The sequence below is a fragment of the Vibrio olivae genome (assembly GCF_042428525.1).
GTDB classification, from domain to species: Bacteria; Pseudomonadota; Gammaproteobacteria; order Enterobacterales; family Vibrionaceae; genus Vibrio; species Vibrio olivae.
The window spans coordinates 317,488-343,609 of sequence record NZ_JBHMEP010000002.1; the positions used below are offsets into that span (position 1 = coordinate 317,488).

The window sequence follows — 26,122 nt, forward strand, 5'->3', positions numbered from 1 at the left end:
CAAGGCCACCGCGCCTTGGCTTGATTCATTTCAATTATATAACCCTACTAATTTTTGAAGGTGTGAGCATGCCTTCGGAGAGAGCGATGAAACAACAAAATGCATTAAAACAAGTCGCTGAAATGGCACAAATTGCTGACCGATACGTCAGCGCTTGGGGCGACGAGGCGAAGGTCGAAGATGACACCATTCGTCGCCTTTTGGCGTCGCTTGGTTACGATACCAGCAGCGATGACGCTTTATTAAAGTCCGCAGCAAAGAAACACAAGAAAGATGTTCTTGGTCCGGTTTTGGTTTTACACGAGGGTGGGCCTGTTGAAGTCGAGCTAAACCTCGGCAGTAGCGCGCGTGAGAGTGAATTTAGCTGGCGTTTAGACACTGAACAAGGCGATGTGTTGGAAGGTTACCTTCAGTCACAAATTGTGCGCGATGAACGCAGCAATGGGGGCCCTTTGGTGTTTGCACTGCCTAGCGATCTTCCGCTCGGTTATCACAAGCTATCCGTCATTCGTAAACGTCGTAAATCGCCATACGAAATGACATTAATTATCACACCAAAGCAGTGCTATAAGCAGCCTGCAATGGAAGAGAACAAAAAAATGTGGGGGCCAAGCGTTCAGCTTTATACCCTGCGTACCCAGCATAACTGGGGAATTGGTGACTTTAGCGATCTCAAACAGTTGGTCGCAGATATCGCTTCTCGCGGCGGTGATTTTGTCGGGCTTAACCCGATTCACTCTTTGTTTCCAGCAAACCCAGAAGGGGCGAGTCCGTACAGTCCATCCTCTCGACGCTGGCTAAATATTCTGTATATCGATGTTAGCTCAGTTCCTGAGTTTGCTTTAAGCGCCAAAGCTCAGCAAATGGTTGGCAGTGCGGATTTCCAGCAGCGTTTACAAAAAGCACGCGAAGCACATTGGGTGAACTACACCGATGTCGCTGAACTTAAAATGAGTGTGTTACCTCTATTATTCGAAGAGTTTAAAGTTCGCCATCTGGATAAAAATAGCGAACGTGCTCAAGCTTTCTTAGCGTTTGTCGAGCAGGGCGCTGATAGTTTATTACACCAAGCGGCATTTGACGCCATTCATGCCATGTTGCATGACAAAGACAGCAGTATTTGGGGCTGGCCCGTATTTCCGGCGGAATATCGCCGTTTTGAAAACCCGGCAGTACAAAAATTCATTCAGCAAAATCACGATGTTGTTCATCTTTATATGTACCTACAATGGGTTGCTGACAACCAAATCAATGAAGCGCAGTCCCTGGCATTAGAGAAGGGGATGGCGGTTGGCTTGTATCGTGACCTTGCGGTCGGCGTAGCAGATTCGGGGTCGGAAACGTGGGCCGACGATGGCAATTTGATTTTGGATGCCAGTATCGGTGCGCCGCCCGATATTCTTGGTCCTTTGGGGCAAAACTGGGGATTGCCACCACTAAATCCTCAAGTGTTACAAGAAACGGGATACGATGCCTACGTTAAATTGCTGCGCGCCAACATGAAGCACTGTGGCTCTTTGCGTATTGACCACGTGTTAGGGTTACTGCGTTTATGGTGGATACCAAGAGGTGAGAGCGCCACAAATGGGGCTTATATCTACTACCCAGTGAAAGATATGCTGGCTATTTTGGCGTTGGAATCTCATCGTCATCAATGCAGTGTGATTGGTGAAGACTTGGGTACCGTGCCTGATGAAATTGTTGAAATTCTGCGTGATGCCGGAGTTCACTCATATAAAGTGTTCTTCTTTGAAACCTCAAAAGAAGATGGCGGTTATATTTCTCCAGCGCATTATGCTGAGCAATCCATGTCCGCTTTATGTACGCATGATATGCCTACTCTGCGTGGTTTTTGGCATTGTGATGATTTGAAAATGGGTGCAGAGCTTGGACTCTACCCTAATAAGCAACAATTAGAAGCGCTGTTTGCTGATCGCCTGAAATGCAAGCAGGGCATTCTTGATTCGGTCGCATGGCACGGCTTCTTACCGGAAGGGATAGGGCGTGACGCTCAGTTTGTGCCTATGGATACTTACCTCGCACAAGCTCTTCAATTGCACGTGGCGGCCGGATCATCTGCACTGCTCAGCGTACAGCTTGAAGATTGGCTAGAGATGGATAAACCCGTCAATATACCCGGTACCGTGGATGAATACCCGAACTGGCGTCGTAAGTTATCGATGAATTTGGATGAAGTCTTTGCGCAAGAGAGTGTCAACCAGATCGCATCGAAATTGACTAAAGTTCGAGCAAAAGCAAGTCATTAACCGTATGTTGTGGTTTAAAAAGTCAGGTGTTGGTCACTCTCAATTAGGATTGAATTCGCTACACTTTAATAACGCGACAAGCCCGCATTTTGCGGGCTTTTTACTCTTTCGCTTACGTCAAACTGAGACAGTTCGGTTAGGGAGAATCAGTTGATTAGCAAAACAAAAACCAAAGTGTCCAAAATTCATGACCAGCTTTCACGTGCGTCGTTTTCTGACCCTTTTGCCTTTTTGGGGCCATTCTTAGACTCCGAGCATATCCTGCGAGTATGGATGCCTGGAGCGAAAGGCGTGTCCGTACTTATTGACGATTACGCGCCATTAACGATGACGCGTGAAGGGGACTCCGCCTTTGTTCTTGCTGAAGGTCCCGATTTAACGCTTACTCATTACCGGCTTTTAGTTGACTGGGGGGAGACAGAGCAGGAAATCGATGATCCATACCAGTATCACAATATCTATGCTGAGTATGAAGATTTGCATACACCAAAAACCATGTATCACCACATGGGGGCGCAGTTCATGACGCTAGAGCGTGGTGGACAACAAATTTCCGGTATTCGATTTTTGGTTTATGCGCCACATGCTGCTGCGTGTAGCTTGATCGGCCATTTTAACCAGTGGGATGGACGCCGATTGCCGATGCAGCGTTTGGATTACGGAGTATGGGGAATTTTTGTTCCCCATCTTGAGCCAGGAACGCAGTACAAATATGAAATCAAGGGGCCAAATGGTGAGGGCTTACCGCATAAAGCCGACCCTTGGGGAAGCTACGCTGAGCAATATCCCTCTTTCGCGTCTATTGCTTATGATCACCAACAATATCAATGGCAAGATGCGCAGTGGCAATCTCGCCCGGTAACTGAAAAGCGCAAGCAAGCGTTATCGTTTTATGAGTTGCATCCGGGGTCTTGGAAGCGCAATGACCAAGGCGAATTTCTTAACTATCGTCAACTGGCTGATGCATTGGTCCCGTATTTGATTGACATGGAGTACACTCACGTCGAACTCATGCCCGTTGCGGAGCATCCGTTTTACGGCTCTTGGGGTTATCAGCCGGTTGGGTTGTTCGCACCCACCAGTCGCTATGGGACGCCGGATGATTTCAAATATTTTGTTGATCAGTGCCATCAAGCTGGTATCGGTGTGGTGCTTGATTGGGTACCTGCTCATTTTCCTGCGGATGGTCACGGGTTGGCTAACTTTGATGGTACGCCATTATTCCATGACCCTGATCCGCGTCGTGGGTGGCATCAGGACTGGAACTCCTACATTTACGATCTTGGCAGAGAGCACGTTAGGCGCTTCTTAGTCTCCAATGCTTTGTATTGGTTCGAAATGTTCCATATCGATGGCTTACGTGTCGATGCCGTCGCCTCAATGTTGTATCTCGATTACTCTCGCAGTCATGACCAATGGGTTCCTAATATCGATGGTGGTAACGAAAATTATGATGCCATCGCGATGTTTAAGTGGATGAACGAAGAAGTGTACAAGTGGTTCCCAAATGCGATGACCATTGCTGAAGAGTCCACCGCGTATCCTGGAGTGTCGGCGCCGACGTTTGTCGGTGGTTTAGGCTTTGGTTTCAAATGGAATATGGGTTGGATGCACGATAGTTTATCGTACATAAAAGAAGACCCTGTTCATCGTAAATATCACCACAACACCATCACCTTCCCTCTGATATATGCACATAGTGAAAACTATGTCTTATCTCTCTCCCATGACGAAGTCGTTTATGGCAAAGCCTCAATTTTGGACAAAATGCCAGGGGATGAATGGCAAAAAACAGCCAATGCTCGGGCCTACTATGGCTACATGTATGGTCAACCGGGGAAAAAGCTTAACTTCATGGGGGCCGAAATTGGCCAAACAGCGGAGTGGAATCATGATGACCAACTGCAGTGGTTTTTACTCCAATTTGAGCGTCATCAAGGCATCCAACATTTGATCAAAGACCTCAACCACTTGTATTGCAATGAGAAAGCCTTGTATGAACTTGACTGTGAACCAAGAGGTTTTGAGTGGCGATTGCAAGATGCTGCTGATGCAAGTGTACTTGCCCATGAACGCTTAAGTGATCAGGGAGAACGTATTTTGGTCGTGACTAATTTTACGCCTGTTCCTCACGAACGGTTTCGTTTGGGTGTGCCATTGAAAGGGGATTATCAGCTTCTACTCAATACGGACGACAAACGTTACCACGGAAGCGATTTTGGTGTTGTGAGTAACGCAAAAACAGAGTCGATAGCCAGTGAGGGCTTAGGGCAATCTATTGAGATTGTGCTACCGCCATTAGCCACGCTGTTTTATAAGTTCAGTTAATCGTTATGATGATATCGCGTTACTATTTATAGTGTAAATTGCTGGATACCCATAAACCATTCTCAACACGGTATAAACAAAGTTTATACCGTGTTTTTTATTGCCTTACGTTTGAAGCCGGGCAGGCTGTTACCTGAAAACATTTGGCATAAAGGTTGACTGCAACGCTAAACGTTACATTTTCCCTTGCTGGTTTCTCCTCCACTTGTGTGTTGTCTTCATACCATCACAGAAAGGATATTTATGGTCGTAGGGATAGGACTACAAATGTTAAGCACCTGTCTTGTAAAGATATTTAATATTTAAGACTCAGTCTCTTTGACGAATTTTGATGACGTTTTACATCCAGAATTTGGATTGTTAGAGGCGTATGACCTTTATGTTTGATGTCCAACAAATAAGACAGTCAATTGGTTTTAAAGCGTGATCAGACCTTGTAAAGTTAAAGTCAGATCGAGTTGTTTGGTCAATTTAAAGTAAATTTGGATGACTAATTAGCATATAAAAATTTAGTCAGTAAACGTTTGAACTCTATTTAAATTCATTTATGCGCTTTAGTCCCATAAAAATTATTGCCTTATTAGTACTTTTAGTGGGCATCTATGGTGTCGCCTCTTGGGCATATGTCCTGCCGGGGTTTCACTATGCTCAAGCCGAGTTAAGACGTTTGTATCATGGTGATTCTTACGAAACTCAACACTATCAAAAAAGGATGGAGAGCTTTTCTAAACGTAAAGATGAAATAGCGGCTTCGGATGTCCTTTTTGTTGGTGACAGTATTACTGAGGGTTTTGATTTAGATAAATATGTCAAACATCCAAATGTCATCAATTTAGGAATATCTGGTGATACATCATTAGGTGTCATTAATCGAATTGATTTATTGAAAAACAAAAAAAATGCCATTGTTTTTCTAATGATAGGTGTGAATGACCTAGGAATGAACGTGTCTATCAATAATATTGAGGATAACATTATACATATTATTGATGACTTGAAAGATAACGGCTCATTTATAGTGATTCAATCTGTTTTGTTAACGGATGGCAGAAAACGTGATAACCATAAAATATTTCTTCTTAATCAAAAAATAAGCCAATTATCCAAACAAAGGGGAATTGCTTATTTAGATCTGAATCCTTTTATGGTGAAGAACGGTAAGTTAAACCCCGAGTTTACTTATGATGGTCTTCATTTAAATGAAGATGGTTATAACGCTTGGGCGTACGCAATAAACGTATTTTTAAATGCGATGATCAAGGGATAAGTTAGTTGAAAGCGAAAAATTACCGCCCGGATATAGATGGACTAAGAGCGATAGCTGTACTCTCCGTCGTCCTATTTCATATCGAGCCTTCCTACTTAAGCGGCGGATTCTTAGGTGTCGATATATTCTTTGTTATCTCAGGCTTTTTGATTACTGGGATTATCTATAGAGAAAAGCTAGACAACACATTTAGTTTTGCTAACTTCTATGTGCGCCGTGCCAAGCGTATTTTACCGCCACTATTTCTTTTATTAATTTTAGTTTTAGTGATCGGTTACTTTATTTCGCTTCCTTATGAATACTATAAGGTTGGGATATCGACGTTAAGTGTGTTGGCGTTTGCATCAAATATGCAGTATGCGCTGAGAACCGGTGACTACTTTTCTAACGATTCTTCAGAGTGGCCTTTGTTACATACTTGGTCATTGGCGGTAGAAGAGCAATATTACTTTACGTTCCCAATTACGTTATTTCTTTTAATTAAATTCTTTGATAATCGTAAGTTTATTATTCTTTTCGCACTTTGTATTGCAAGTTTCATTTTGGCTGAATACATGTCGCGAACGCCATCGTTGCAATCTGTCAGCTACTACCTACTGTTTACACGTTTTGGCGAAATGTTGGTGGGGTCGTTATTGGCGCTGTTGTCTGTCAGTGGTAAATTGCCCCGTTTTCGCTCAAATGGGTTGGCGTTGGCCGCGTTGCTGGTGGTTGCTGCACTCATGGCTTTTATCAATGAGTCGTTTCCTTTCCCTGGGTTTGTTGCACTCGCCATCTGTTTACCGATAGCGGTGTTGATCAACAGTGAAAACACTATTGCTAACAAGATATTGGCGAACCGTGTCTTCGTGTTTATCGGCTTAATTTCATACTCTTTATATTTGTTCCACTGGCCGATTTTGGCCTATATCCGCTACGTGTTTGATATTAAAGGTGAAGGTTACTCACTTCCGTTCAACCTTCAAATAATGGCGGTTGCGGCAATGGCGATCTTGAGTTTGGGTTCCTTCTTCTTGATTGAACGCCCATTACGCCGATTTAAATTACAACCGATTTATGTGGGCGCGTTCTACTTTTTGATTCCGACACTGCTTCTGGGCTCTGTGGCTGGTTATGTGGTTTACAACAAAGGGCTACCTCAACGGTTGTCGACCAGCGATGTGAACGCCGATTTCCAGTACAGTCATATCGACAAGAATAAATGCCCGGATCTTGTGAATTTGGGTTGTGAAGGCGGACGCACGGATAGTCAGAAGAAGATCGTGTTCTTTGGTAATAGTCACGCAGAGCATTACTTTGAATACGTTTCAACACTCGCGAACAAATACGATTATGACGTGAAACTCTATGCTTCAGGTGGCTGTGGCATGGGTGGTGCGCGTGACTCTCAAAAATGCCAAGTGGTACGAGAGGCGTTTGATAAAGTGAGTGAGTCTGCGGATCTTATCTTTATTGCATTCCGCTGGGATAAACGAAGAAGTGGGCTTGCTGATCTGGTATCGAGTTTGGTCAAACAAGGTAAGCGAGTTGTTGTACTAGCGCAGCCGCCACTGCTCACGGTCAATCCTGCTAAGATCAGCAACTGTATTCGCCTTGGCGTGCATTGTGACCAAGATGTATCGGTCAGCGACCAGTATCCCAAGTACAATGAGTTGGTCAAAAATATTGCTGTAAGCAATGGCGCTGAGTTTTTAGACCCTTACGCTTATGTTCCGGATTTTAAAACTTACCGTGATGGTGACATTCTTTACTATTCCGACGATGACCACTTATCGGTTTATGGTGCGAAATGGCTTGCTCAATTGTATGAAAATGCAGGCGCTTCCATTTTTCAATAGATGACATATTGTTCACTCGTCATTTGGACTACATTGAAAGGACCTCTTAGAGGTCCTTTTTTACGGTCGATTTATCGCAGGTCAGCACGATCCTGATAGGAGAAACAATGGTTACTGCTTTTTATAGTGCTTTACTTGGGCTTTGGATGGTGAGCTTATCGGTTTTGGTGATCAAGCAGCGTAAAAGCCATTTGGTCTCATTAGGTGATGGTGGGGTCGATGAATTGCAAAAAGCGCGGAGTGCGCAAGGTAATGCGGTGGAATATATCCCCATCACGTTAATCTTGATGTTGCTGCTAGAGTATCACGGAGGTCCACACTGGCTGCTACACGGCGCTGGCGTTTTATTCTGTGTTGGGCGAGTTGCTCACGCCAAAGCGATACTGTCGGGTACATTCAAATGGCGAGTCAGTGGAATGGCGTTGACTTTTCTTGTTATTTTAGGCCTCGCGATGGGGAATTTGGTGTATTTACCCTACCAACAAATTTTTACTATGTGAGTAACGATATTGAGTAACTAAAAAAGCGAGCATTGAGCTCGCTTTTTTATTGTTGAAAGGGGAGTTAAATTAATTGCCAACTCGACAGCAAGAAAATTCCCAGTGTACAACTGAACAGCGAGCAAACGGTCGTCAGGGCGATAATGTTAGCGGCTAAGGTTGAATTGCCGCCCATTGCTCGAGCCATAACATAACTGGCAGCAGCAGCTGGAGAGGCGCTCATTAAAAAGACCAACGCCAGTTCAACATCCCGGTAGCCAAGTAATACCGCGCCAATGGTAATCAGCAAAGGGCATAGGATGAGCTTGAGCGAAGTGGCAAACCAAGTGGAATTTTTTTCATGCTTGAGCGAACCGATATCGAGCGAGCCGCCCGTGCATAGAAGCGCTAAAGGCAGCGTCATGTTGGCAAAGTACTGGCCTGCATCGAGCACGATATTTGGCACTGGAATTGACGCAAAATAGAAAATCATACCAATAATAATCGCAATAATGAGCGGGTTCTTGGTTAAGGTTTTGATGATAACGCCTAAAGCATCTTTACCTGAGTTTTCACTTTTGGGGCTTAAACAGATAACCGCTTGAATATTGTATAGCAGAGTCATGGAGGCGACATACACCGCAGCTAATGCAACACCAGAGTCGCCATAGGCGTTGGCCACGTAAGCCAGCCCGATAATCGCGGTATTGGCGCGAAAGCCACCTTGTATAATTACCCCCTGGTCCTTGGGATCAGGAAATAAACGCTTGGTCGCAAAAGTGGATAACAGAAAAAATAAAATGTTGGCGATTAAGCCATAACCAATGAGTGGAGCACTGGACATAAAGTCATGATTTGACTTTATAATGCTCAGAAACAATAACGCTGGCAATGTGACTTTAAACACCAGTTTTGAGGCGATGTCGATAAAGTTTTCATTAATCACATTGGTACGTTTGAGTATCACCCCAAGTAGCAGCATTAAGCATATTGGCCCGGTGATCGACGCAGAGAACACCAACTGGTCAAGCATATCTGCCATATTAACTCCTTGATTTTAATCCTTTCTTAAGCAGCTCTCCATTGTGCGCCTAATCTTCTTTGAAATAAATTAATTTTACAAAAAAGAACGGTCGTGCTAATAATGGCTGGTCAATGATTCATAGAGAATATCAATGAGTAAAGGGCGGGTGACTCGCGAGCATATCTTGGCTCAAGCGTTTGAATTAGCGAGTGTTAACGGCTTAGAGAGCTTGACCATAGGTAGCCTTGCCAAACATTGTGGGCTGTCCAAAAGTGGTCTGTTTGCGCATTTTAATTCCAAACAAAACCTTCAAGTCGCACTGTTGGATCATGCTCATCAGGTATTTGCTCTTCGCGTGATTGAGCCTGCTCGTGAATTGAGTGATCAGCGTATTGAACTCAAATTAAAAGCGTTGCTAGAAAACTGGCTAAGCTGGAATGACTCATTTCAAGGCAGCTGCATGTTTCTCGATGCTTGGAAAGAAATGCATGGTGAACTTGGCCCAGCGCAGCAAGGGCTTAAGAAAATCATCGCAACTTGGATTGATTATTTAGTGATTCAGATAGAAAAAGGTCAGCAGCAAGGTGAATTTTGTTCACAGTTGGATGCTCGTCAGGCTGCATTCGAACTTTATGGTCTCTACTTGAGTGCTCATCTGTTTTATTCGATTCAAGGAAAACAGCAGAGCGATATCCATTTTTGGCAAGGTGTCGAGCGTTTACTTGCCAGTTGGAAAGTGACTGGCTAATCACAGGGCGAACACATTCGCCTTTTTATTTGGGTCAAAAAAGCACGACCGTTCTTTTTATAACCTTCGGCTTAGGAAATCACCATGAGTGACAAAATTTATTTTAATACTTCGAACAAGTTCAGTTTTAAGCGCAGTTTAGTTAGTGTAAGCACTCGCTTACATCATGCTATTGCTCCGAAGCATGCAGAAAACTTAGCCAGAAAGCTGCTGTTAACGCCAGTAAGAAGTAAACCGAAAAATGCACAGCCTCAAGGGTTGATTAAACGTGAGCTCAAGACATCAGAAGGGACACTGCAAACCTATCAGTTAGGCGAAGGCCCGGTGTGGGTACTGACGCATGGCTGGTCGGGCACGGCAAATCAATTTATGCCGTTGATGGAACATATTGCGAGTCAGGGGTATACCGCACTGGCTTATGATCACCCTGCCCACGGGGAGAGTGAAGGCGTCTATGGGCATATTCCAGGTTTCGTTCGAGGGCTTGAAGCTGTGCTCGATAACTGCGGTGATGTGGCGGGCATTATTGGACACAGCATGGGAACGGCAGCGGCACTGGAATGTCATCATCAAAAATTACTGAATTGCCCCATGTTACTGATTGCGCCAGTACTGGATTACTTAGACAACCTGTTTTCGAGTTTGAAGCGTTCAGGTTATTCAATGAAGCTATTTAATGCCGTGGCGCTGGAGTTAGAAAAGAAATATCACTATCCGCTGCACTCCATTGATCCTTATACCAAGCTAAGTAACCGCACGAGCCGCACATTTATCGTTCATGATCAGGATGATAAGTTTGCGCGTTTCGCTGTGTCGCAAAAAGCGGCTAATGAAATCGATAACGTCACCTTGATTGCAACGCAAGGACAAGGACATGGACGAATCATGAAAAGCGATTTCGTTATGCAAGCGTTTAACGTATTAGCTCAAGAGTAATTCTTGGGTTTATATCGAATATCATTCGATAGATTAGTTTAATAATTCTATTGTTATCAGTGTGTTAAATTTATATCCATGTTTATGATAAGGGTAACAAAATTGCAATGATTATTATCGGTGAGTGACAACATGTGGGATCATATCGTTGCTACACAGCCCCTACAAGGAAGCATAATAATGAATAGAAACGATAGTGTCCCTTTGCCCACGAACACCCGAGAATGGTTTTTTCACCGTAACAGTTTGATTGTCCTTGCGGATATCGTGCTGTTTTTAATCCTCTATTTTACTCTCCCATTTGACTCTAATGTCGTACTTGGACTGAGCATACTCGTCTTTGTGGCGGTTTTATGGCTGACCGAGGCTCTGCACGTTACCGTGACTGCGATATTGGTCCCGGTGCTGGCGGTTGCCCTCGGCGTGTTTGATACTCAAACCGCACTTAACAACTTTGCCAATTCGATTATTTTTCTGTTTTTGGGTGGCTTCGCCTTAGCGGCCGCGATGCATAAGCAAGGTCTTGATCGCGTCATTGCCGACAAAGTGCTTTTGATGGCTCAAGGTAAGATGAGTGTCGCGGTTTTCATGTTGTTCGGTGTGACGGCCTTTCTATCCATGTGGATAAGTAATACCGCGACAACGGCAATGATGTTGCCCTTGGTGTTAGGGGTTTTGAGTAAAGTCAATGAAGAGAGTGGGCATAAAACTTATGTCTTTGTGTTACTTGGTATTGCTTACAGTGCCAGTATTGGTGGCATCGCGACGATGGTCGGCAGCCCTCCGAACGCCATAGCGGCAGCGGAAGTTGGGCTAACCTTTACCGATTGGATGTCGTTTGGTATTCCGACGACATTGATTATGTTACCTGTCGCACTGGTGGTGCTGTTTTTGCTCGTCAAACCCGACTTAAACGGCAAATTCGAATTGAATCGAGAGGCGGTCGATTGGGATAAAGGGAAAGTGGTGACTTTGGCTATTTTCTCGCTTACCGTCTTTCTTTGGATATTCAGCAAACCGATCAACGCTATGATCGGCGGCTATGCCAAGTTCGATACCTTGATTGCACTGGGAGCGATCATTGCAGTTAGTTTTGCTCGAGTGGTGCATTGGAAAGATATCGAGAAAACCGCGGACTGGGGTGTATTGCTGCTGTTTGGTGGTGGTATTTGCTTAAGCAACGTCCTGAAAGAGACCGGTACAAGTCTCTTCTTGGCAAACATGCTGAGTGATTTAATTGCGCATTTCGGTTTAATTTTGATCATCGCGGTGATCGCCTTTTTCGTGGTATTTCTGACCGAGTTCGCCAGTAACACCGCAAGCGCAGCCTTGCTGATTCCTGTGTTTGCGACGGTGGCCGAAGCGTTTGGGTTATCTCCTGTGGTGTTATCGGTATTAATTGCTGTAGCGGCATCTTGTGCGTTTATGTTGCCAGTGGCCACACCACCCAATGCGATTGTTTTTGGCTCGGGGCATATTAAGCAGAGTGAAATGCTGAGAGTCGGGCTAGTATTAAATTTAGTTTGTGGTGTGGTATTGACCTTCATCGCTATGACATTTTGGGCGTAACGACCAAAAATTAGCAATATTAAGGATCAAAGGGAGGCTTCAAGCCTCCCTTTTTTTGATTGAGAGCTTGATCCACTTTATGCGGTAAATAGTACTACGAAAAGCTAGCGTTTACGGCTTTTCTTGATAGTATCCGCTTTAGTGGTTTAGCTGAACTAAAGAATTAAATGAAAGAAACGCTCGTTATTTCCGTTTCGTCCATTAGTGGCACGAGACACTTTCATGTAAGCAAAATGCTTCGCAAGTGCCTTAAAGGCGCTGGTATTCTTACGTTTGCAGCAATCTGCACAACTGGCGGTACCATCTATTATCTTAAAGACGAAGTAGACTTTGCTAAACTTAAGCAGCATGAGTTGGAACGTAAGTCCTCCACGCTGACCGAAGAGTTAGGATCACTTCGCGATCTCAAGCTCAATTTGGAAAGTGATCTGCTGGAGCGCGAAGAGAGGATCAACTTAGTGTCGGATCGTCTCGGAGAATTGGAAAAGGTACTTGGGATGGAAGATACCGAAGGGGAAAGCCGTTTAGAGACGCGTCTCGATACCGCTGCCATTACCTCCTCGGTTCGTATGCAAATGTTAACTCAGATTCCAAGTGGGCCACCGGTTGTCAATGCGCGCACGTCGTCTGGATATGGGTCTCGTATCCATCCGGTAACCGGTAAGCGGAAAATGCACCGAGGTCAAGATTTTGCAGTCAATATTGGTACGCCAGTATATGCCCCTGCAGATGGTGTGGTAGAAGTAGTTAGACCAAGTAATAAAGGTTCTGGTAACTTCCTACGAGTTCAGCACTCATACGGTTTTTCCAGCTCCTTTCTGCACCTTAGTAAGTTTAAAGTGCAGACAGGAGAGTTTGTTAAAAAAGGCGATCTTATAGCGTATTCCGGTAACAGTGGCTTGTCCTCTGGTCCGCACCTTCATTACGAGATTCGCTTTGTAGGTAGAGCGTTAGACCCCAAGCCGTTCATTAACTGGGGCGTCAATGACTTTGAATCAATATTTAGTAGCGTAAGAGGTATCCGATGGGAATCTTTAGTAGACAAGGTGGAGTTACGAGTCAGCAATCAGCTACAACTCTCATCACAAAAGGTTGCTTTGTCACCGGGGAGCTAAAGCTCGAAAGCGATATTCAGATTGACGGTATTATCGACGGACAGATCCACGTCAGTAAGACATTAGTGGTCAGTGAATCGGGCCAGGTGAAAGGCGATATTTTTGCTTCAAAAGTTGTGATCAACGGTATTTTTGAAGGCAATTGCAGTGCAGATAAGATTGAGATCTTAGCCAAGGGTCGCGTGAGTGGGACGATTTACACCGACGATCTTAGCATTGAGCAAGGCGGTAAATTTAATGGTGTAACCCATCCGGCAAAGTCTAAAGACAAGGCGCCGGAACATGTGGTGGATCTGAAACCAGCCGCCACCGCGACGCCTTCGAACACTTCAGCACCCGTAAACTCAAGCAAAGAGTCTACGAATAACGTGAAAGCGCCGACCAAGCCGGTCGCGGGAGTAAAAAAACAAGCGACAGCGAAAGGTTAATCTCCCTTTCCATCCGAACCTCAGCGTTAAAAAGGAGCCTTCAAGGCTCCTTTTGCTTTTATGACCGATGCTCTTCTTCTCATCATTAGCCTGCAATTTGGGATCTATCACTCCACATCTTATGCGTTAACATTGTGTAAATTGGTTGTTGATTTGGTTGCACTATGTGGCAAAAACTGATTGTATGCTCAATACTTTAAATGATTTTTTCATCATTGATGAGGAGTGAAAATGAAAAATGATCTCGAACCGACCAAAGTATTACTGGCTTATGAGAAGGTCATGAAATATGGCACTCCCACTGAGCATGGTAAACGTTATGAGGGAATTGAAGCGCTATCGGATTATGATGGTTATACCGTGTATATGAAAGGCAATGGTGTGGAGTTGAAGTTGGGGTTCCACAACACATATCACCTTGATTATGAACAAGAAAGGCTCAAAGAAGAGTTTGTGAAAAAAGTCGCAGCTTTAGCCAAACAAGACCAAGAATAACCAAGCCGATTTTTCAGCGAATTATCGCAAAGCGGCTTGAATATCAATATAGTGTCGAGCGTGTGGCTCGACACTCAAATCATTTTCGAGGTTGGGTTAGTCTTCTTCGACTAGGCTTTCGTCCTCTGAGTAATCTTCGCTCGCGTCTGGTTTACTGCGACCGTTTAAGGTATGAAAACGCTTGCGACCACGAGCCAGTTGTGTGTACTTCAACCAAGTTCTTTCCAGTTTGGTTTTCGCTTTACCCGGGTTTTCAACCACTTTAATAAAATGCTTTTCTTCGCTATTGTCGGGTTCAAGTTGACCAGACTCTAGAGCCAGCATAGTATCACCATAAGTAACGAGAATTTCCTCTTCGTTAAGAGTGAAATCCCCTGACTTTGCAAAACCTCTTGGGAATTTTACATTGTCGTAAAATCGTTTTTTGCCTGGACGAAATTCTAAGTCAGACATGTCACAGCCTCTATATCTGTATAAATGATTCATTGCGAAAATTAGGCGTAAATTCGACAAAAGAAAAACAAATTTTTTTTATCGTCATGATAATTGTTGCTTATTGTTATGACGGTTTTATGGCCAAGGAAAAAAAGGGAATGGACGTAAAAGTCTTCAGAACATTCTTAGAGTTAGCGAAAGTTCGCCATTTTGGTCGAGCTGCAGAAAATTTGTATATAACCCAAGCCGCAGTGAGCGCCCGAATTAAGCAGCTTGAGAGCTACTTTGATACTCAGCTTTTTCTACGCGATAGAAACAATATCAAGCTCACATCGTCAGGTGAGCGTCTTGTTAGTTACGCTGAAGTGATGGTCACGACCTTACAGCAGGCAAAGTTTGAGTTGTCGATGGAAAACGGCAAAGCCCTGCAGTTAACCATGGGCGGCACACCGAATGTATGGGATTCCTACCTGCAAAACTGTTTAAGCGTTGTTACCAGCGCGTTTAGTGGTTATGGCTTTATGGCAGAAGTCATGAGCCGAGAATCGCTGATTCGCAGCTTGCAAGAGCGCACGCTGGACATGGCGTTTGCGTTTGACCAGATCAAAGCAGATGAACTGCATTGTAAAAAGGTGGCGGATACGGTGTTGACGTTAGTTTCCACTAAGCCCACTGATGTTGACTCTGTGTTTGAACAACAATACGTGTATGTTGACTGGGGAACGCGCTTTTCTTCGGAATACGCCGAGAGGCATCCGAAAGTCCCTGCACCTTATTTACGCACCTCTACAGCCCGTATCGCGCTTGATTTTATTCTCGAAAAGGGTGGCAGTGCTTATTTACCTATCTCTCTGGTGGAACCGTTTATTCGCCGTGGGCAGTTGCATCAAGTTGATGGCGTGGAAGATTGGAGTAGGCCGATCTATTTGAGTTATCGCAAAGCAAGTACCTCTGTTGAGGCAATTAAGCAGGTTGAAGAATTAGTGAAAGATATCGATCCGCTGACAGCGTACAGCTTGCAAAAATTAGCAGAAACAAACTAGTTAATTGATTAACGTTAAATAAGACGTTTACTTCAAATAAAAAAGCCTCGGCAATATGTCGAGGCTTTTTATTCGTCTTTATCTTGTTGGGTTATTTACGGCTGATGATTTCGTCAGCAGAAACTTTACCCGCGCCAGAAAATGCAAGCGATACGCTGATTGCTAACAGCGCAAGAGCATATTCGTAGCCGTTATTTGACATAAATAGGCCATTTGAGATGTGTACAGAGAGAATGGCCACCAGCATAGTAAACGCTGTTACAACTGCCGCTGGGCGTGTCAATAAACCGATAAGCAACAATAGACCACCAAAGAACTCACCACTACCTGCAAGACCAGCCATCAGAACGCCTGGTTCGATACCGATAGACGCCATCCATTGACCTGTTCCTTCAAGGCCGTAGCCACCAAACCAACCGAATAGTTTTTGAGAACCGTGAGCCATAAAGATGATGCCAGCCGGAATACGTAAAGCTAAAGGGGCAAAGCCAGCCGTTGATGTGGTGATTTTTTTGATTAGAGCGTTCATTGTACTTACCTCAATAAAATGAATATCTGATGTCGAACTGGACGATACCGTTCATGATTTAAAGTAAGTTTAGTTCTCTCGATGGACAAGAAACAGCTATCGATATTGATATAGTTGTTCAAAAAATTCGAATAATAATGTTTCGTGGTTTTATTGTCCAAATGGGCACTTAAATGACTGAATAACTAGGTTTGATAAAGCGTAGGTCTAGTTATTTTGAACCTGATTCCAAAGTTTTATAATATTATCTGGATAACTTGAACAAAAAAATTGAGCAATAAAAAAGAGCCATTAAGGCTCTTTTTTATTGCATCTGAGTTGTTTAAAGCATGGCTTTTAAATCAGAGCTGCTAGCTCTTGTTGCGCTGCTTTGCGAGCAAGATCCGCAGGTTCGTCACCCATGTTTAGGGCTTCTGCAAAGACAAACTCGACGTCAGTGATGCCAATAAAACCAAGTAGGGTTTTTAGATAACCATGAATCGCGTCACGATCGGTATCTTTATGGATACCGCCACGTGTGGTGACAATGATGGCTTTGGTATTTTCCACCAAACCTAGCGGGCCGTTTTCAGTATAAGTGAACGTAACTCCCGCGCGAGTAATCAAATCAATCCAGTTTTTGAGCTGAGTTGGAATCATGAAGTTATACATTGGCGCACCGATAATCAGAGTATCTGCGGCTTTTAGTTCTGCAACGAGTTGGTTTGAAAGCGTGAGCAATGCTTTTTGTTCATCATTCAGTTCGTCTTCTGAGCCACGCAACGCACTGGCAACGTTTAAATCCAGAATAGGAAGGGTATCAACAGCAAGGTCACGTACTGTAGTGGTGCTGTTTGCTTGAAAAACTTGGTCGATCAATTGATTTGAACTTGAGTGTTCGCCAAGAATACTGGATTTAAGAACTAACGTATTGGACATTATTGCCTCATAAAAAATGGATGGAAACAAAGTCGAAACACTTTAGTTAAGTTTGAGTCATAAAGACATACCAAGACATTGAGCGAGATGTTCGAAGTTTTAGAATAGAAAAGGCCGTGATCGTGTTGTCACGATGGATACGGCCTCAGAGTTAGGGGCGTTTTTACAAGTTCATCAAGCTTTCTAGTGACTCTTCAAAAGAGAGCTGATAGCTATGCAATTGCTGGCCATCAAGGGCGTCAATCGTCACCTTTTCAATATGGTTTTGGCTATATTGTTCGAGTACGCCGAGGGATTGCTCCACAGAGTCGAGTGTCAATACATGATGGTTTTTTAGCACTATAGTGCAAGAGTGAAGTTTCATGCCAACGTCCTGTCTTATTATACTGAGATTAAATCTCAGTGTATTAACTCTGAAACATCCAAATTTGTTTTCTATTTTGTCGACTTTGACCTCCGAAAATGGCTAGTCATTGATGTTGATCTCGCTACACTGAGAGCAAATGTAAGTTTGGATAAGTTTTATGGCCTTAGGTGCTGCTAGCCCGTTAACAGAACAAGATTGTCATCATGCTCGTCTTGCGAGAGATTCGCGCTTTGATGGCCGTTTCTATGTTGCGGTGAAAACCACGGGTATTTTCTGTCGGCCAATATGCCCAGCCAATTTACCCAAAGAGCAAAACGTCGAGTACTTTATCGATCAAGCAGAAGCGCTTGAAGCCGGTTATCGCCCTTGCTTGCGTTGTCGTCCTGACAGCGCGCCGGGTTCTTGGGCCTGGAAAGGGACGGAAACGACCTTTCAGCGGGCCATTACGCTTATTGAACAAGGAGCGCTCAGCGGCGGTTCAGTAGATGCTTTAGCTCAGCGGCTTGGCATCAGCGCCCGTTATTTACGCCAACTATTTGAGCGCTACCTATCAATGTCACCTAAGCGCTATGCCCAATACCATCAACTGATGTTCGCGAAACAGCTACTGTTTTCAAGTTCGATGAGTGTAACGGATATTGCTTACGCCAGCGGTTTTAATAGCACGCGCCGCTTTAATGATGCTTTCGCAAAAGGGCTGCAATTGAGTCCAAGCCAGGTACGGAGGCGAGCCCCCGTTCAGGTTGAGAATAGAATTGACCTGAGTTTTCATGGCCCGTTAGATTGGCAAAGAATGTGTGATTTTTACGCGCTACGTGCGATTCGCGGTATCGAAAATGTGGGAACGGATTATTACCAACGCTACGTTGATATCGATGGCAGTCTTGGCTGGTTTTCTGCTCGGCACCAGAGCCAGCAAGCTCTGACAATAGAATTTGAGCTTAATGACATTCGCCAACTCAAAGCACTGGTGAGTCGCTTACGAGTGATGTTTGATTTAAATACCGATATTAATGCCGTTGAGCAGCATCTTAATCGAGTGGCTCCTGGCTTAGTGCGGTATTCTGGTATTCGCATTCCCGGGGTCTGGAATGCATGGGAGGCAGGTATTCGTGCTATCTTGGGCCAGCAAGTTTCAGTTAAAGGTGCCATTACCCAGCTTAATCGATTGGTAGCTGGCGTTGCTGGCACGGAAGAGGCCGTCCGCTTTCCGTCAGCGCAGCAGTTGGCGACGTCAGATTTGAGCTTTCTTCCGATGCCTTTGAGTCGTAAGCAGACGTTAGTACGCTTTGCTAATTTGTGTCTGACGGACGAAAAAGACGATTTGGATGCCTGGATAGCGCTAAAAGGTATCGGTCCTTGGACGGTCAATTATGCTGCTTTACGCGGGTTGTCTGATCCGAACCGTTTTTTAGATGGCGACCTGATTGTCAAAAAAATGAATGCCTTATTCCCAGATTTAAATCCAAACAGTGCCTCACCTTGGGGCAGCTACGCTACGTTTCATCTTTGGAGTCACAGCCAATGAATTCTTATTGTTCGATGCCAAGCGTGCTTGGTGATATTACGCTACAAGCGAATCACCAAGGGCTACTTGGCGCTTGGTTTGAAGTGCATACGACCCAGCCTGAACAACTCGGTAAGCACGATCCCGAACATACCGTATTGCGAGAGGCTAGACGTCAACTCGAACAATATTTTTTGGGACAACGCCGTGTTTTTGATTTGCCACTTGCTGCCAAAGGAACACCATTTCAGCAACAAGTTTGGCAAGCATTAACCACCATTCCGTACGGACACGTATGGAGCTATCAGCAATTAGCACAGGCTATCGGTAATCCGAAAGCGGTACGAGCGGTTGGTCTAGCTAACGGCAAAAATCCGTTATCAGTGATTGTGCCTTGCCATCGAGTGATTGGAAAAAATGGCAAACTCACTGGTTATGCTGGTGGCGTTGACCGCAAGCAGCAGTTGCTTCGGCTTGAAGGCTATTTGGAACAATAAGGTTATTTAACGCAATCACAAAGTAAGTATTCACATCGCTTGAAACACTTAATAATCAACCAAATAGGTGGGCATTCAGCATAAGATGAACGCCAATCGCGACCACATAGCCGATGGCGATGACAGGCGCCCATCGCAGATGCCCCATAAAGGTATAATTGCCTTTTGATGCGCCCATTAAAGCGACGCCGGCTGCCGAGCCGATAGACAATAAGCTGCCGCCAATTCCTGCTGTCAACGTGACGAGAAGCCAGTTGCCAAGCGCCATATTGGGTTCCATGGTCAGAACGGCAAACATCACCGGAATATTATCCACGATCGCCGACAGTACGCCCACCATGGTATTTGCCCATATCGGGTTCCATTGCAAGTACATCAAATTAGAGATAAGCGATAGATACCCAAGTAAACTTAAACCGCCGACACTCATGACAACACCATAAAAGAACAGCAGCGTATCCCACTCCGCATGGGATATGCGGCGGAAAACGTCAAATGGCACCACAGAACCGAGACGGCGTAGCGCATTCTCATCACCATTGGCGATCGCTAATGCTTTCTTTCGAGCCAGTGAGCGACTTAGCGTTTTACGTAGGTAGTAGCCAAAAAATTGCAGATAAGCTAAGCCCATCATCATGCCCATGACGGGAGGGAAATGCAGTAGAGCGTGAAAAGCAACGGCGGTGACGATAGTTAATAGAAATAATCCGACGATGCGCCGCGCCCCACGTTTTAACTCTACATGGTTATGTTCAACGCGTGGTTTGGCGTTAGGGATAAACAGCGACATGATAAACGCAGGCACCAAATAGTTGACGACAGACGGTACAAATAGCGGCATAAAGCCAGAGAAAGGGACATGACCCGCTTGCCATACCATCAGCGTGGTAATATCGCCAAAGGGGCTGAATGCACCGCCAGCGTTGGCTGCGACCACAATATTAATACAAGCAATATTAATAAATTTTGGGTTATCACCCGCGACTTTCATCACCACTGCGCACATCAAAAGTGCGGTAGTGAGGTTATCGGCAATCGGCGAAATAAAAAAGGCCAAAGCGCCCGTTAACCAAAACAGTGAGCGAAAATGAAAGCCTTTACCAATCATCCATGCCTGCAGTGCATCAAATAATCGACGCTCTTCCATGGCGCTGATGTAAGTCATTGCTACCAGTAAAAACAGCAGCAGTTCGGCATACTCAAGTAAATTATCTTTGAGTGCATGTTCCGCTAGCTCAATATTTCCCTGCGCCTGGAACGTAAAGCCAATGATGGCCCAAATGAGCCCTGCGGCTAATAACACCGGCTTGGACTTTCTTAGCTGTAAGTGCTCTTCCATCGTGACCAGTAAGTAGGCAATCAGGAAAATCATGACACATAGATAGCCTGAGAGGCTTTGGGTAAGATCAAGCGACGCCTCATTGGCGGCAAATACTGAACTTGGCACCAGCAATAACAGAAGCAGTAACGTTGAACGCTGCAAGGGAAAGGGCATGGCAAATACTCCTGAATCGGCTTAGGGCTCAATCAGTGTATGAAGCACATTTTATGTCTGGTGTGAGATGGGTTGGATCTCGTTGAATTAACGACTTTATTTGCAAGCAGCAACAAAAAACGCCTCGAGTGGATCGAGGCGTTAGGTTTACAGTGTAAACAAAGAGATTTGCTTAGGCGTCATGTTTCGCCAGCACAATTTCTTCTTCTTTGTGTCCGGCATTTGGATCTTGAAAACGCGCTTCGTCAAGCGCACCTTCTGATTTTGCCACGATCACGGATACACAGTTGTCACCCGTGATGTTTACCGCCGTGCGAATCATATCCAGTAGACGATCAACGCCCATGATCAGCGCGATACCTTCAAGTGGAAGACCAACTTGGTTCAGTACCATTGCCAGCATAACCAGACCAACCCCAGGAACACCAGCGGTACCAATCGATGCGAGAGTTGCGGTTAAAATAACAGCAAGGTAGTCACCCATTGATAAGTCGATGTTAAAGGCCTGCGCGATAAACGCCGTCGCCACGCCTTGCATGATGGCGGTTCCGTCCATGTTGACGGTAGCGCCAAGCGGAATCGTGAACGAAGCGATTTTATTATCCACACCCATACGATTTTTCGCAGTTTCCATCGAAACCGGGATGGTTGCATTTGATGATGCTGTCGAGAAGGCGAACATCACCGCATCTTCCATCTTACGGAAAAAGGTCAGTGGGTTGAGGCCAGTAAACAGTTTGAACATGATGCCGTAGGTGAACAAGCCGTGCAGAATGAGCGTTCCTGAAAGCACCAAGAAGTATTCGGCCAGATTGGTGATGGCGCTTAATCCAAGGCCAGTGAACAGTTTAGCCATCAAGAAGAAGACACCAAATGGGGCAACATACATCAACATCGCAACCAGTTTCATCAGCACTTCATTTAGATCTGAAAACAAGTTAGCGATACGCTCACCAGATTTTCCAGCCGCGCTGACTGCGACGCCGAATAGAATCGCAAACACTAAAACTTGTAGTGTCTTGCCTTCTGCCATCGCATTGATTGGGTTCGTTGGGAACATGTTTACTAACACTTGGCCCAAAGAAGGCGCTTCAGCGGATTGAAACGTACTGGCCGCGGTCAAATCTGCACCTGCTCCAGGTTCGAATAGCGTGCCCATGGTTAATGCAAGCGTGATCGCAACGGCGGTTGTTGTAATATAAAACGCCAGCGTTTTACCGCCCATGCGGCCCAAAGTGGACATGTCTTTTAGCGAGCTCACGCCACATACTAATGAAACAAAAATCAGCGGTACCACGAGCATTTTTAAGCTAGCGATAAAAATCTTTCCGCCTACGTCAAACAATCCGTTGACGATATAGGCATCAATAAATCCGTTGTCGGCAAATAAGGTTCGAATGACGAAACCAGTTAAAATGCCGGTAACCATACCGATAATAACGCGTGTGGTTAGTGACATTGGCTTTTTGGTATTCATTTTGAACACTCCTTATAGTTTTCACTTCGCGGTCATTGCGAAGCGTGCAGGAGGTTATCAGGGGTCGCGTGAAACGAGAAAACAAAACCGCTTAATCAGTGTTCTAATGTGATCTTGATCACTGTTTATTGTTGGTCATTAACGCTGGCTAAACGGATTTAATGCAAAATATTCATCTAATTTCATTGAAAATAACAGAATTATCATGAAATTTAACCTTATCTATTGGTTGAGATTTTTTCTCACAGTTTGGGTTGGAAAAGCCAAGGGCTGGCTGATCTTTAGCATGGTTTGTATTGCAATGAGAAAAGCTCTAGTCTGAGCAACTTAAACCTAGCTAGGAACCTAAGTATGACGCTGTTGACGACGATGACGTTTTTTGAACGATTTGAGCATGATATCGTATCGGGTGTGAAAACCATCACCATACGTAACCACGAAGAAAAGGATTACCAACCACAGTCGGTGGTTGAGGTTTCGACTTTAGAAACGGGGCGAGTATTTTGTCATCTGAGAATCCTTTCCGTGGAGCCGATTTTATTTTCGCAGCTCAACGACGCGCATGCCCAGCAGGAGAATATGACCTTGCCGCAACTAAAGGCGGTGATTCAAGAGATCTACCCGGGAATCCAGCAGCTTTATGTGATTCGTTTCGAACGTGTGACTGATGAATAATCCATGCAGTGCTTAGATTGAACACGCACTGCATGGAAGAGGTTGACTCTCACTTCAGAGTGAAGAGATTAATTGGCAGACGATTTTTGCAACTCTTTATACAGTTTCGATAATTCGTCTTCTTCACCGATCGCTTCAAAGACAAGATCCGCAACGGTTTCTGCACCATGTTTTTGGAAATGAGTAACATCCGGTTTGTCCAGTGACCCTGTACGTCCCTCGTAATAAGGGTATTGCTCAGGATCGACGGCTAACCAAAGGTTTTTCCACTCACCCTCAGCCGTTGCATTGGCCATATCAATGACTCGGGTTTGCATATCTAACAATGGAACATTATTCTCCGAAGCCGTTTGGCGAACGGTCGCAGTGTAATCACCAACGAACAAGTAGCCATTATCTGAGTTTTGCTTGGTAATATGCTGTTTCTCAGTGATTGGTGTTCCCTCTTGGTTATCATCTGTTTTTGCGCGCGGTACTGACGTGAGCATCACGGGATGTAACTTGTGTTGCTCTGCAAAATTCAGATAGCGTTCAAGTGAATATTGCAGTGAGTAATCAGGCTGACCTTCAGGATACTGAGGTTCTCCTTCTGCACTGTTTGGATAAGTACATAAGGTGCCTACATCTAATGGGCCTCGGCCTTCTTTGGCGCCATTACATTTCTCATCATTGTGGCTAAATTGGATAAACACATAATCCCCGCGTTTAACCAAAGGTTCTGCATAGCTTAACCAACGACCATTGATGTAATCTCTTGAGCTTCGACCTGACTGAGCGGTGTTGACCACTAGGAGTTTATCGCTGGTGAATTGATTGGCGAAAGCTTGGCCCCAGCCCATGCGAGGATAAACGTCTTGCGGGTAGTTGGATGCTGTCGAATCACCGAAGATAAAGACGCGAGTTTTGGCCTGTTTCACCGCATCTTCTGTTGTCGACAATTGGTTTGGTGTCAACGCATATTGAGGGATCGTATCCAAACTGATGATTGGTTTAAACGCTAAGTCAAACAGTGAAGTCTTCGCCAATAAGCCGGTTTTTGTATCATGCCCCAAGTTGTGAATGACTTGCGAAGCCAACTCGTCCATAACCGGTTGATATTCGGCCGTGTAACTGACCGGATCCCAGGCTTTCTGCGCATCTAAGTTATGGGCTTGAACCACTTCCTCAAAGGCTTGATTGAAGTTGGCATTGGCTTGCTGCCATGCCTGATGAGAAAGTGCAGGCAGGATTGGCTGCGCCACAAGAACTTGTGGACCATTAATACCTTCATAAGCAGCGACACTTGATACCACTAAGTCACTGAATGGGTTTACATTGGCTTGAGTGACTTGATTGTTGTTGATATCAGCAACGAGTGCAGTGGCGCACACAGAACGCCTCACATCACTTTTCAAGCACGACTCGCCACTATGATCATCAACGGAGATCAAAATAGGTGGCGTCATTCTGGCAATAGAGGCTTGATATTGGCCGTTGCTGTCGGTTTGGGTGGTGGTAATTTTACCTAAACTGTCTCGGATCATGACGGTTGCTGGAAAGACCATGCTGCGGTGAGTGACTTGTCCACTCAGTTTGCTTTTTTCACCCAAAGAGATGGTTGGAGTCCAGCCTGAAAGGATATTTTGCGTTGTATATTCGCTCGCATCGGCATCAGTAAGCTGTGGGCGTTGGTCGGTAATTTTCGCGCCAGCCCCTCGGTTTGCGTATTCCCAAAAACGTGAGTCTTCTGGATAGAACCAAATCTTATCGCCATTAATATCTTTACCGCTCATGCGATCCCAGCCGTAGATATGGTTATCCATTTGGCAATTAATAAACGCGCTGTGACCAATCGCATTGGGATCCGCGTAGCGGCCATCGTCAAAGGTGGTGGTTGGGTGCCATGGGCGGCCTAATCCATAACTGCCTTTAGGCACATTACGTTCTTTGACCAGACGGCAGTGCTTAAATACCAATCCAAAGGGGGAGTCAATGTTAGTGGCTGGTGCTGTGATGTATCCAAGTGGGTCACCGGGGTCAGTGTCGTCACGGTAACGAGCGATGATTTCGCTATTCTCAATTAGCCCTGTGCCGTGACCAAAAATAAAGTCAACCGTGCCACTAATGCGTGATTGATCAAAGTACGAACGTCCGGCGCGTAGGTACAACGTATCTTGGTAGCTGCGTACATTTACGTCTTTAAATTGTGCTCGGTCGCCGCCATGTGAAACCAGTAAGGCGACCGCTTGAGTGCCACTTTGTCGCGTTGGATCATCTTCGTCTTTGGCTTGGTTCGCTGGGAAATCAAAGCCATTTTCTATGGTTAATGAACGTGCGCTAAAGTCAGTGGCATCGACACTCACCGTACGGCTACCAAACGTGCCAAATTTAGTACCATCGGGTTTAAGCATACTATTGGCAGTGGTTGCGGTAATCACCGTTTTATCGCGATCTTGACCAATTAAATAAATATTTGGCCGAGTAATGTGCAGTTTTTCTTGATAGGTGCCATTTTGGATATAGATAACAAATGGCTGATCATTATCAGGTGCACTGTCGATAGCCTGTTGAATGGACGCATAGTCAGCGGATCCATCAAGGGCGACTTTGACATCGTAGAGGGGGGTTGCGGCAGCAGAAGAAAAGTAGAGTACGGCAGTTATCCCTAGCCCGCATATGACAGACTTGTTCATGTTATTTTCCTTT

At 45.0% G+C, this 26,122-nt stretch carries 22 protein-coding genes and 1 pseudogene; 15 read left to right on the forward strand and 8 right to left on the reverse strand.

Annotated elements, in window-relative coordinates:
• The first annotated feature begins 86 nt into the window (after positions 1–86).
• The 5 genes from malQ to ACFFUV_RS11275 all read left to right on the forward strand — a co-directional run bounded on the left by malQ (position 87) and on the right by ACFFUV_RS11275 (position 8,200).
• Positions 87–2,267, forward strand: coding sequence for a 4-alpha-glucanotransferase (gene malQ, locus ACFFUV_RS11255; RefSeq protein ID WP_390192559.1), 2,181 nt, complete (start codon positions 87–89; stop codon positions 2,265–2,267).
• A gap of 150 nt (positions 2,268–2,417) precedes the next feature.
• Entirely contained in the window at positions 2,418–4,595 is a 2,178-nt protein-coding gene (gene glgB / locus ACFFUV_RS11260; RefSeq protein WP_390192562.1) for a 1,4-alpha-glucan branching protein GlgB, read from the forward strand.
• A 592-nt stretch (positions 4,596–5,187) separates the two neighbouring features.
• Positions 5,188–5,862, forward strand: a complete 675-nt coding sequence (locus ACFFUV_RS11265) for a GDSL-type esterase/lipase family protein (RefSeq protein ID WP_390192565.1) — start codon at positions 5,188–5,190, stop codon at positions 5,860–5,862.
• 5 nt (positions 5,863–5,867) lie between these two features.
• Positions 5,868–7,700: an acyltransferase family protein gene (locus ACFFUV_RS11270; RefSeq protein WP_390192568.1), complete on the forward strand. Its 1,833-nt coding sequence runs from the start codon at positions 5,868–5,870 to the stop codon at positions 7,698–7,700.
• Between the two features lie 107 nt (positions 7,701–7,807).
• Positions 7,808–8,200 (forward strand): MAPEG family protein, encoded by a 393-nt coding sequence (locus tag ACFFUV_RS11275; RefSeq protein WP_390192571.1) that lies wholly within the window; start codon positions 7,808–7,810, stop codon positions 8,198–8,200.
• 64 nt (positions 8,201–8,264) lie between these two features.
• Here ACFFUV_RS11275 and ACFFUV_RS11280 read toward each other — a convergent pair whose 3' ends face one another.
• A complete protein-coding gene (locus ACFFUV_RS11280; protein ID WP_390192574.1) occupies positions 8,265–9,221 on the reverse strand; it encodes an AEC family transporter in 957 nt (318 codons plus the stop codon).
• 133 nt (positions 9,222–9,354) lie between these two features.
• On the opposite strand from ACFFUV_RS11280, the gene ACFFUV_RS11285 reads away from it, so the two are divergent.
• From ACFFUV_RS11285 to ACFFUV_RS11310, 6 genes and pseudogenes are all read left to right on the forward strand, one after another.
• On the forward strand, positions 9,355–9,951 hold the full coding sequence (locus ACFFUV_RS11285) for a TetR/AcrR family transcriptional regulator (RefSeq protein ID WP_390192577.1): 597 nt from the start codon (positions 9,355–9,357) through the stop codon (positions 9,949–9,951).
• A gap of 84 nt (positions 9,952–10,035) precedes the next feature.
• Complete coding sequence (locus ACFFUV_RS11290; protein WP_390192580.1) at positions 10,036–10,887, forward strand: alpha/beta hydrolase; 852 nt, start codon at positions 10,036–10,038, stop codon at positions 10,885–10,887.
• Positions 10,888–11,067: 180 nt separating this feature from the next.
• Positions 11,068–12,456 carry an SLC13 family permease gene (locus ACFFUV_RS11295; RefSeq protein WP_390192584.1) on the forward strand — a complete coding sequence of 463 codons (1,389 nt, stop codon included), beginning with the start codon at positions 11,068–11,070 and terminating at the stop codon, positions 12,454–12,456.
• Between the two features lie 167 nt (positions 12,457–12,623).
• On the forward strand, positions 12,624–13,571 hold the full coding sequence (locus tag ACFFUV_RS11300; protein WP_390192587.1) for a M23 family metallopeptidase: 948 nt from the start codon (positions 12,624–12,626) through the stop codon (positions 13,569–13,571).
• A gap of 14 nt (positions 13,572–13,585) precedes the next feature.
• Positions 13,586–13,885, forward strand: a pseudogene (locus ACFFUV_RS11305) (bactofilin family protein); the annotation flags it as partial.
• A 345-nt stretch (positions 13,886–14,230) separates the two neighbouring features.
• Positions 14,231–14,494 carry a DUF3081 domain-containing protein gene (locus tag ACFFUV_RS11310; RefSeq protein ID WP_390192590.1) on the forward strand — a complete coding sequence of 88 codons (264 nt, stop codon included), beginning with the start codon at positions 14,231–14,233 and terminating at the stop codon, positions 14,492–14,494.
• Positions 14,495–14,590: 96 nt separating this feature from the next.
• Here ACFFUV_RS11310 and ACFFUV_RS11315 read toward each other — a convergent pair whose 3' ends face one another.
• On the reverse strand, positions 14,591–14,947 hold the full coding sequence (locus ACFFUV_RS11315; protein WP_390192593.1) for a MaoP family protein: 357 nt from the start codon (positions 14,945–14,947) through the stop codon (positions 14,591–14,593).
• Positions 14,948–15,087: 140 nt separating this feature from the next.
• Between ACFFUV_RS11315 and ACFFUV_RS11320 the strand changes: the two genes are divergently transcribed.
• On the forward strand, positions 15,088–15,972 hold the full coding sequence (locus ACFFUV_RS11320) for a LysR family transcriptional regulator (protein ID WP_390192596.1): 885 nt from the start codon (positions 15,088–15,090) through the stop codon (positions 15,970–15,972).
• A gap of 91 nt (positions 15,973–16,063) precedes the next feature.
• Here the strand turns inward: ACFFUV_RS11320 and ACFFUV_RS11325 are convergent, their stop codons facing one another.
• The 3 genes from ACFFUV_RS11325 to ACFFUV_RS11335 form a co-directional block, all read right to left on the reverse strand.
• Positions 16,064–16,501: a DoxX family protein gene (locus ACFFUV_RS11325; RefSeq protein ID WP_390192600.1), complete on the reverse strand. Its 438-nt coding sequence runs from the start codon at positions 16,499–16,501 to the stop codon at positions 16,064–16,066.
• A gap of 336 nt (positions 16,502–16,837) precedes the next feature.
• Complete coding sequence (locus ACFFUV_RS11330; RefSeq protein WP_390192604.1) at positions 16,838–17,419, reverse strand: FMN-dependent NADH-azoreductase; 582 nt, start codon at positions 17,417–17,419, stop codon at positions 16,838–16,840.
• 163 nt (positions 17,420–17,582) lie between these two features.
• Positions 17,583–17,783: a hypothetical protein gene (locus ACFFUV_RS11335; protein ID WP_390192607.1), complete on the reverse strand. Its 201-nt coding sequence runs from the start codon at positions 17,781–17,783 to the stop codon at positions 17,583–17,585.
• Between the two features lie 160 nt (positions 17,784–17,943).
• Between ACFFUV_RS11335 and ACFFUV_RS11340 the strand changes: the two genes are divergently transcribed.
• Positions 17,944–19,314, forward strand: coding sequence for an AlkA N-terminal domain-containing protein (locus ACFFUV_RS11340; RefSeq protein WP_390192611.1), 1,371 nt, complete (start codon positions 17,944–17,946; stop codon positions 19,312–19,314).
• The gene (locus tag ACFFUV_RS11345; protein WP_390192613.1) at positions 19,311–19,790 is read left to right on the forward strand and encodes a methylated-DNA--[protein]-cysteine S-methyltransferase; all 480 of its coding nucleotides are present in this window, start codon (positions 19,311–19,313) and stop codon (positions 19,788–19,790) included. The genes ACFFUV_RS11340 and ACFFUV_RS11345 overlap by 4 nt, the downstream gene beginning before the upstream one ends.
• Before the next feature lie 55 nt (positions 19,791–19,845).
• Here the strand turns inward: ACFFUV_RS11345 and nhaD are convergent, their stop codons facing one another.
• Positions 19,846–21,285 carry a sodium:proton antiporter NhaD gene (gene nhaD, locus ACFFUV_RS11350; protein ID WP_390192616.1) on the reverse strand — a complete coding sequence of 480 codons (1,440 nt, stop codon included), beginning with the start codon at positions 21,283–21,285 and terminating at the stop codon, positions 19,846–19,848.
• 172 nt (positions 21,286–21,457) lie between these two features.
• Positions 21,458–22,762 carry a dicarboxylate/amino acid:cation symporter gene (locus ACFFUV_RS11355; protein WP_390192620.1) on the reverse strand — a complete coding sequence of 435 codons (1,305 nt, stop codon included), beginning with the start codon at positions 22,760–22,762 and terminating at the stop codon, positions 21,458–21,460.
• Between the two features lie 351 nt (positions 22,763–23,113).
• On the opposite strand from ACFFUV_RS11355, the gene yqfB reads away from it, so the two are divergent.
• Complete coding sequence (gene yqfB / locus ACFFUV_RS11360; protein ID WP_390192624.1) at positions 23,114–23,437, forward strand: N(4)-acetylcytidine aminohydrolase; 324 nt, start codon at positions 23,114–23,116, stop codon at positions 23,435–23,437.
• Positions 23,438–23,505: 68 nt separating this feature from the next.
• On the opposite strand, the gene ACFFUV_RS11365 is transcribed toward yqfB, so the two are convergent.
• Positions 23,506–26,109: a pectinesterase family protein gene (locus ACFFUV_RS11365; RefSeq protein WP_390192627.1), complete on the reverse strand. Its 2,604-nt coding sequence runs from the start codon at positions 26,107–26,109 to the stop codon at positions 23,506–23,508.
• Positions 26,110–26,122 lie beyond the last annotated feature (13 nt).

What these genes read in the sequence shown, in the direction of transcription:
- malQ (WP_390192559.1), top strand. Translation starts at nt 87, where the DNA reads ATGAAACAACAAAATGCATTAAAACAAGTCGCTGAAATGGCACAAATT.
- ACFFUV_RS11275 (WP_390192571.1), top strand. Translation starts at nt 7,808, where the DNA reads ATGGTTACTGCTTTTTATAGTGCTTTACTTGGGCTTTGGATGGTGAGC.
- ACFFUV_RS11280 (WP_390192574.1), bottom strand. Translation starts at nt 9,221, where the DNA reads ATGGCAGATATGCTTGACCAGTTGGTGTTCTCTGCGTCGATCACCGGG.
- ACFFUV_RS11285 (WP_390192577.1), top strand. Translation starts at nt 9,355, where the DNA reads ATGAGTAAAGGGCGGGTGACTCGCGAGCATATCTTGGCTCAAGCGTTT.
- ACFFUV_RS11290 (WP_390192580.1), top strand. Translation starts at nt 10,036, where the DNA reads ATGAGTGACAAAATTTATTTTAATACTTCGAACAAGTTCAGTTTTAAG.
- ACFFUV_RS11295 (WP_390192584.1), top strand. Translation starts at nt 11,068, where the DNA reads ATGAATAGAAACGATAGTGTCCCTTTGCCCACGAACACCCGAGAATGG.
- ACFFUV_RS11300 (WP_390192587.1), top strand. Translation starts at nt 12,624, where the DNA reads ATGAAAGAAACGCTCGTTATTTCCGTTTCGTCCATTAGTGGCACGAGA.
- ACFFUV_RS11310 (WP_390192590.1), top strand. Translation starts at nt 14,231, where the DNA reads ATGAAAAATGATCTCGAACCGACCAAAGTATTACTGGCTTATGAGAAG.
- ACFFUV_RS11315 (WP_390192593.1), bottom strand. Translation starts at nt 14,947, where the DNA reads ATGTCTGACTTAGAATTTCGTCCAGGCAAAAAACGATTTTACGACAAT.
- ACFFUV_RS11320 (WP_390192596.1), top strand. Translation starts at nt 15,088, where the DNA reads ATGGACGTAAAAGTCTTCAGAACATTCTTAGAGTTAGCGAAAGTTCGC.
- ACFFUV_RS11325 (WP_390192600.1), bottom strand. Translation starts at nt 16,501, where the DNA reads ATGAACGCTCTAATCAAAAAAATCACCACATCAACGGCTGGCTTTGCC.
- ACFFUV_RS11330 (WP_390192604.1), bottom strand. Translation starts at nt 17,419, where the DNA reads ATGTCCAATACGTTAGTTCTTAAATCCAGTATTCTTGGCGAACACTCA.
- ACFFUV_RS11335 (WP_390192607.1), bottom strand. Translation starts at nt 17,783, where the DNA reads ATGAAACTTCACTCTTGCACTATAGTGCTAAAAAACCATCATGTATTG.
- ACFFUV_RS11340 (WP_390192611.1), top strand. Translation starts at nt 17,944, where the DNA reads ATGGCCTTAGGTGCTGCTAGCCCGTTAACAGAACAAGATTGTCATCAT.
- ACFFUV_RS11345 (WP_390192613.1), top strand. Translation starts at nt 19,311, where the DNA reads ATGAATTCTTATTGTTCGATGCCAAGCGTGCTTGGTGATATTACGCTA.
- nhaD (WP_390192616.1), bottom strand. Translation starts at nt 21,285, where the DNA reads ATGCCCTTTCCCTTGCAGCGTTCAACGTTACTGCTTCTGTTATTGCTG.
- ACFFUV_RS11355 (WP_390192620.1), bottom strand. Translation starts at nt 22,762, where the DNA reads ATGAATACCAAAAAGCCAATGTCACTAACCACACGCGTTATTATCGGT.
- yqfB (WP_390192624.1), top strand. Translation starts at nt 23,114, where the DNA reads ATGACGCTGTTGACGACGATGACGTTTTTTGAACGATTTGAGCATGAT.
- ACFFUV_RS11365 (WP_390192627.1), bottom strand. Translation starts at nt 26,109, where the DNA reads ATGAACAAGTCTGTCATATGCGGGCTAGGGATAACTGCCGTACTCTAC.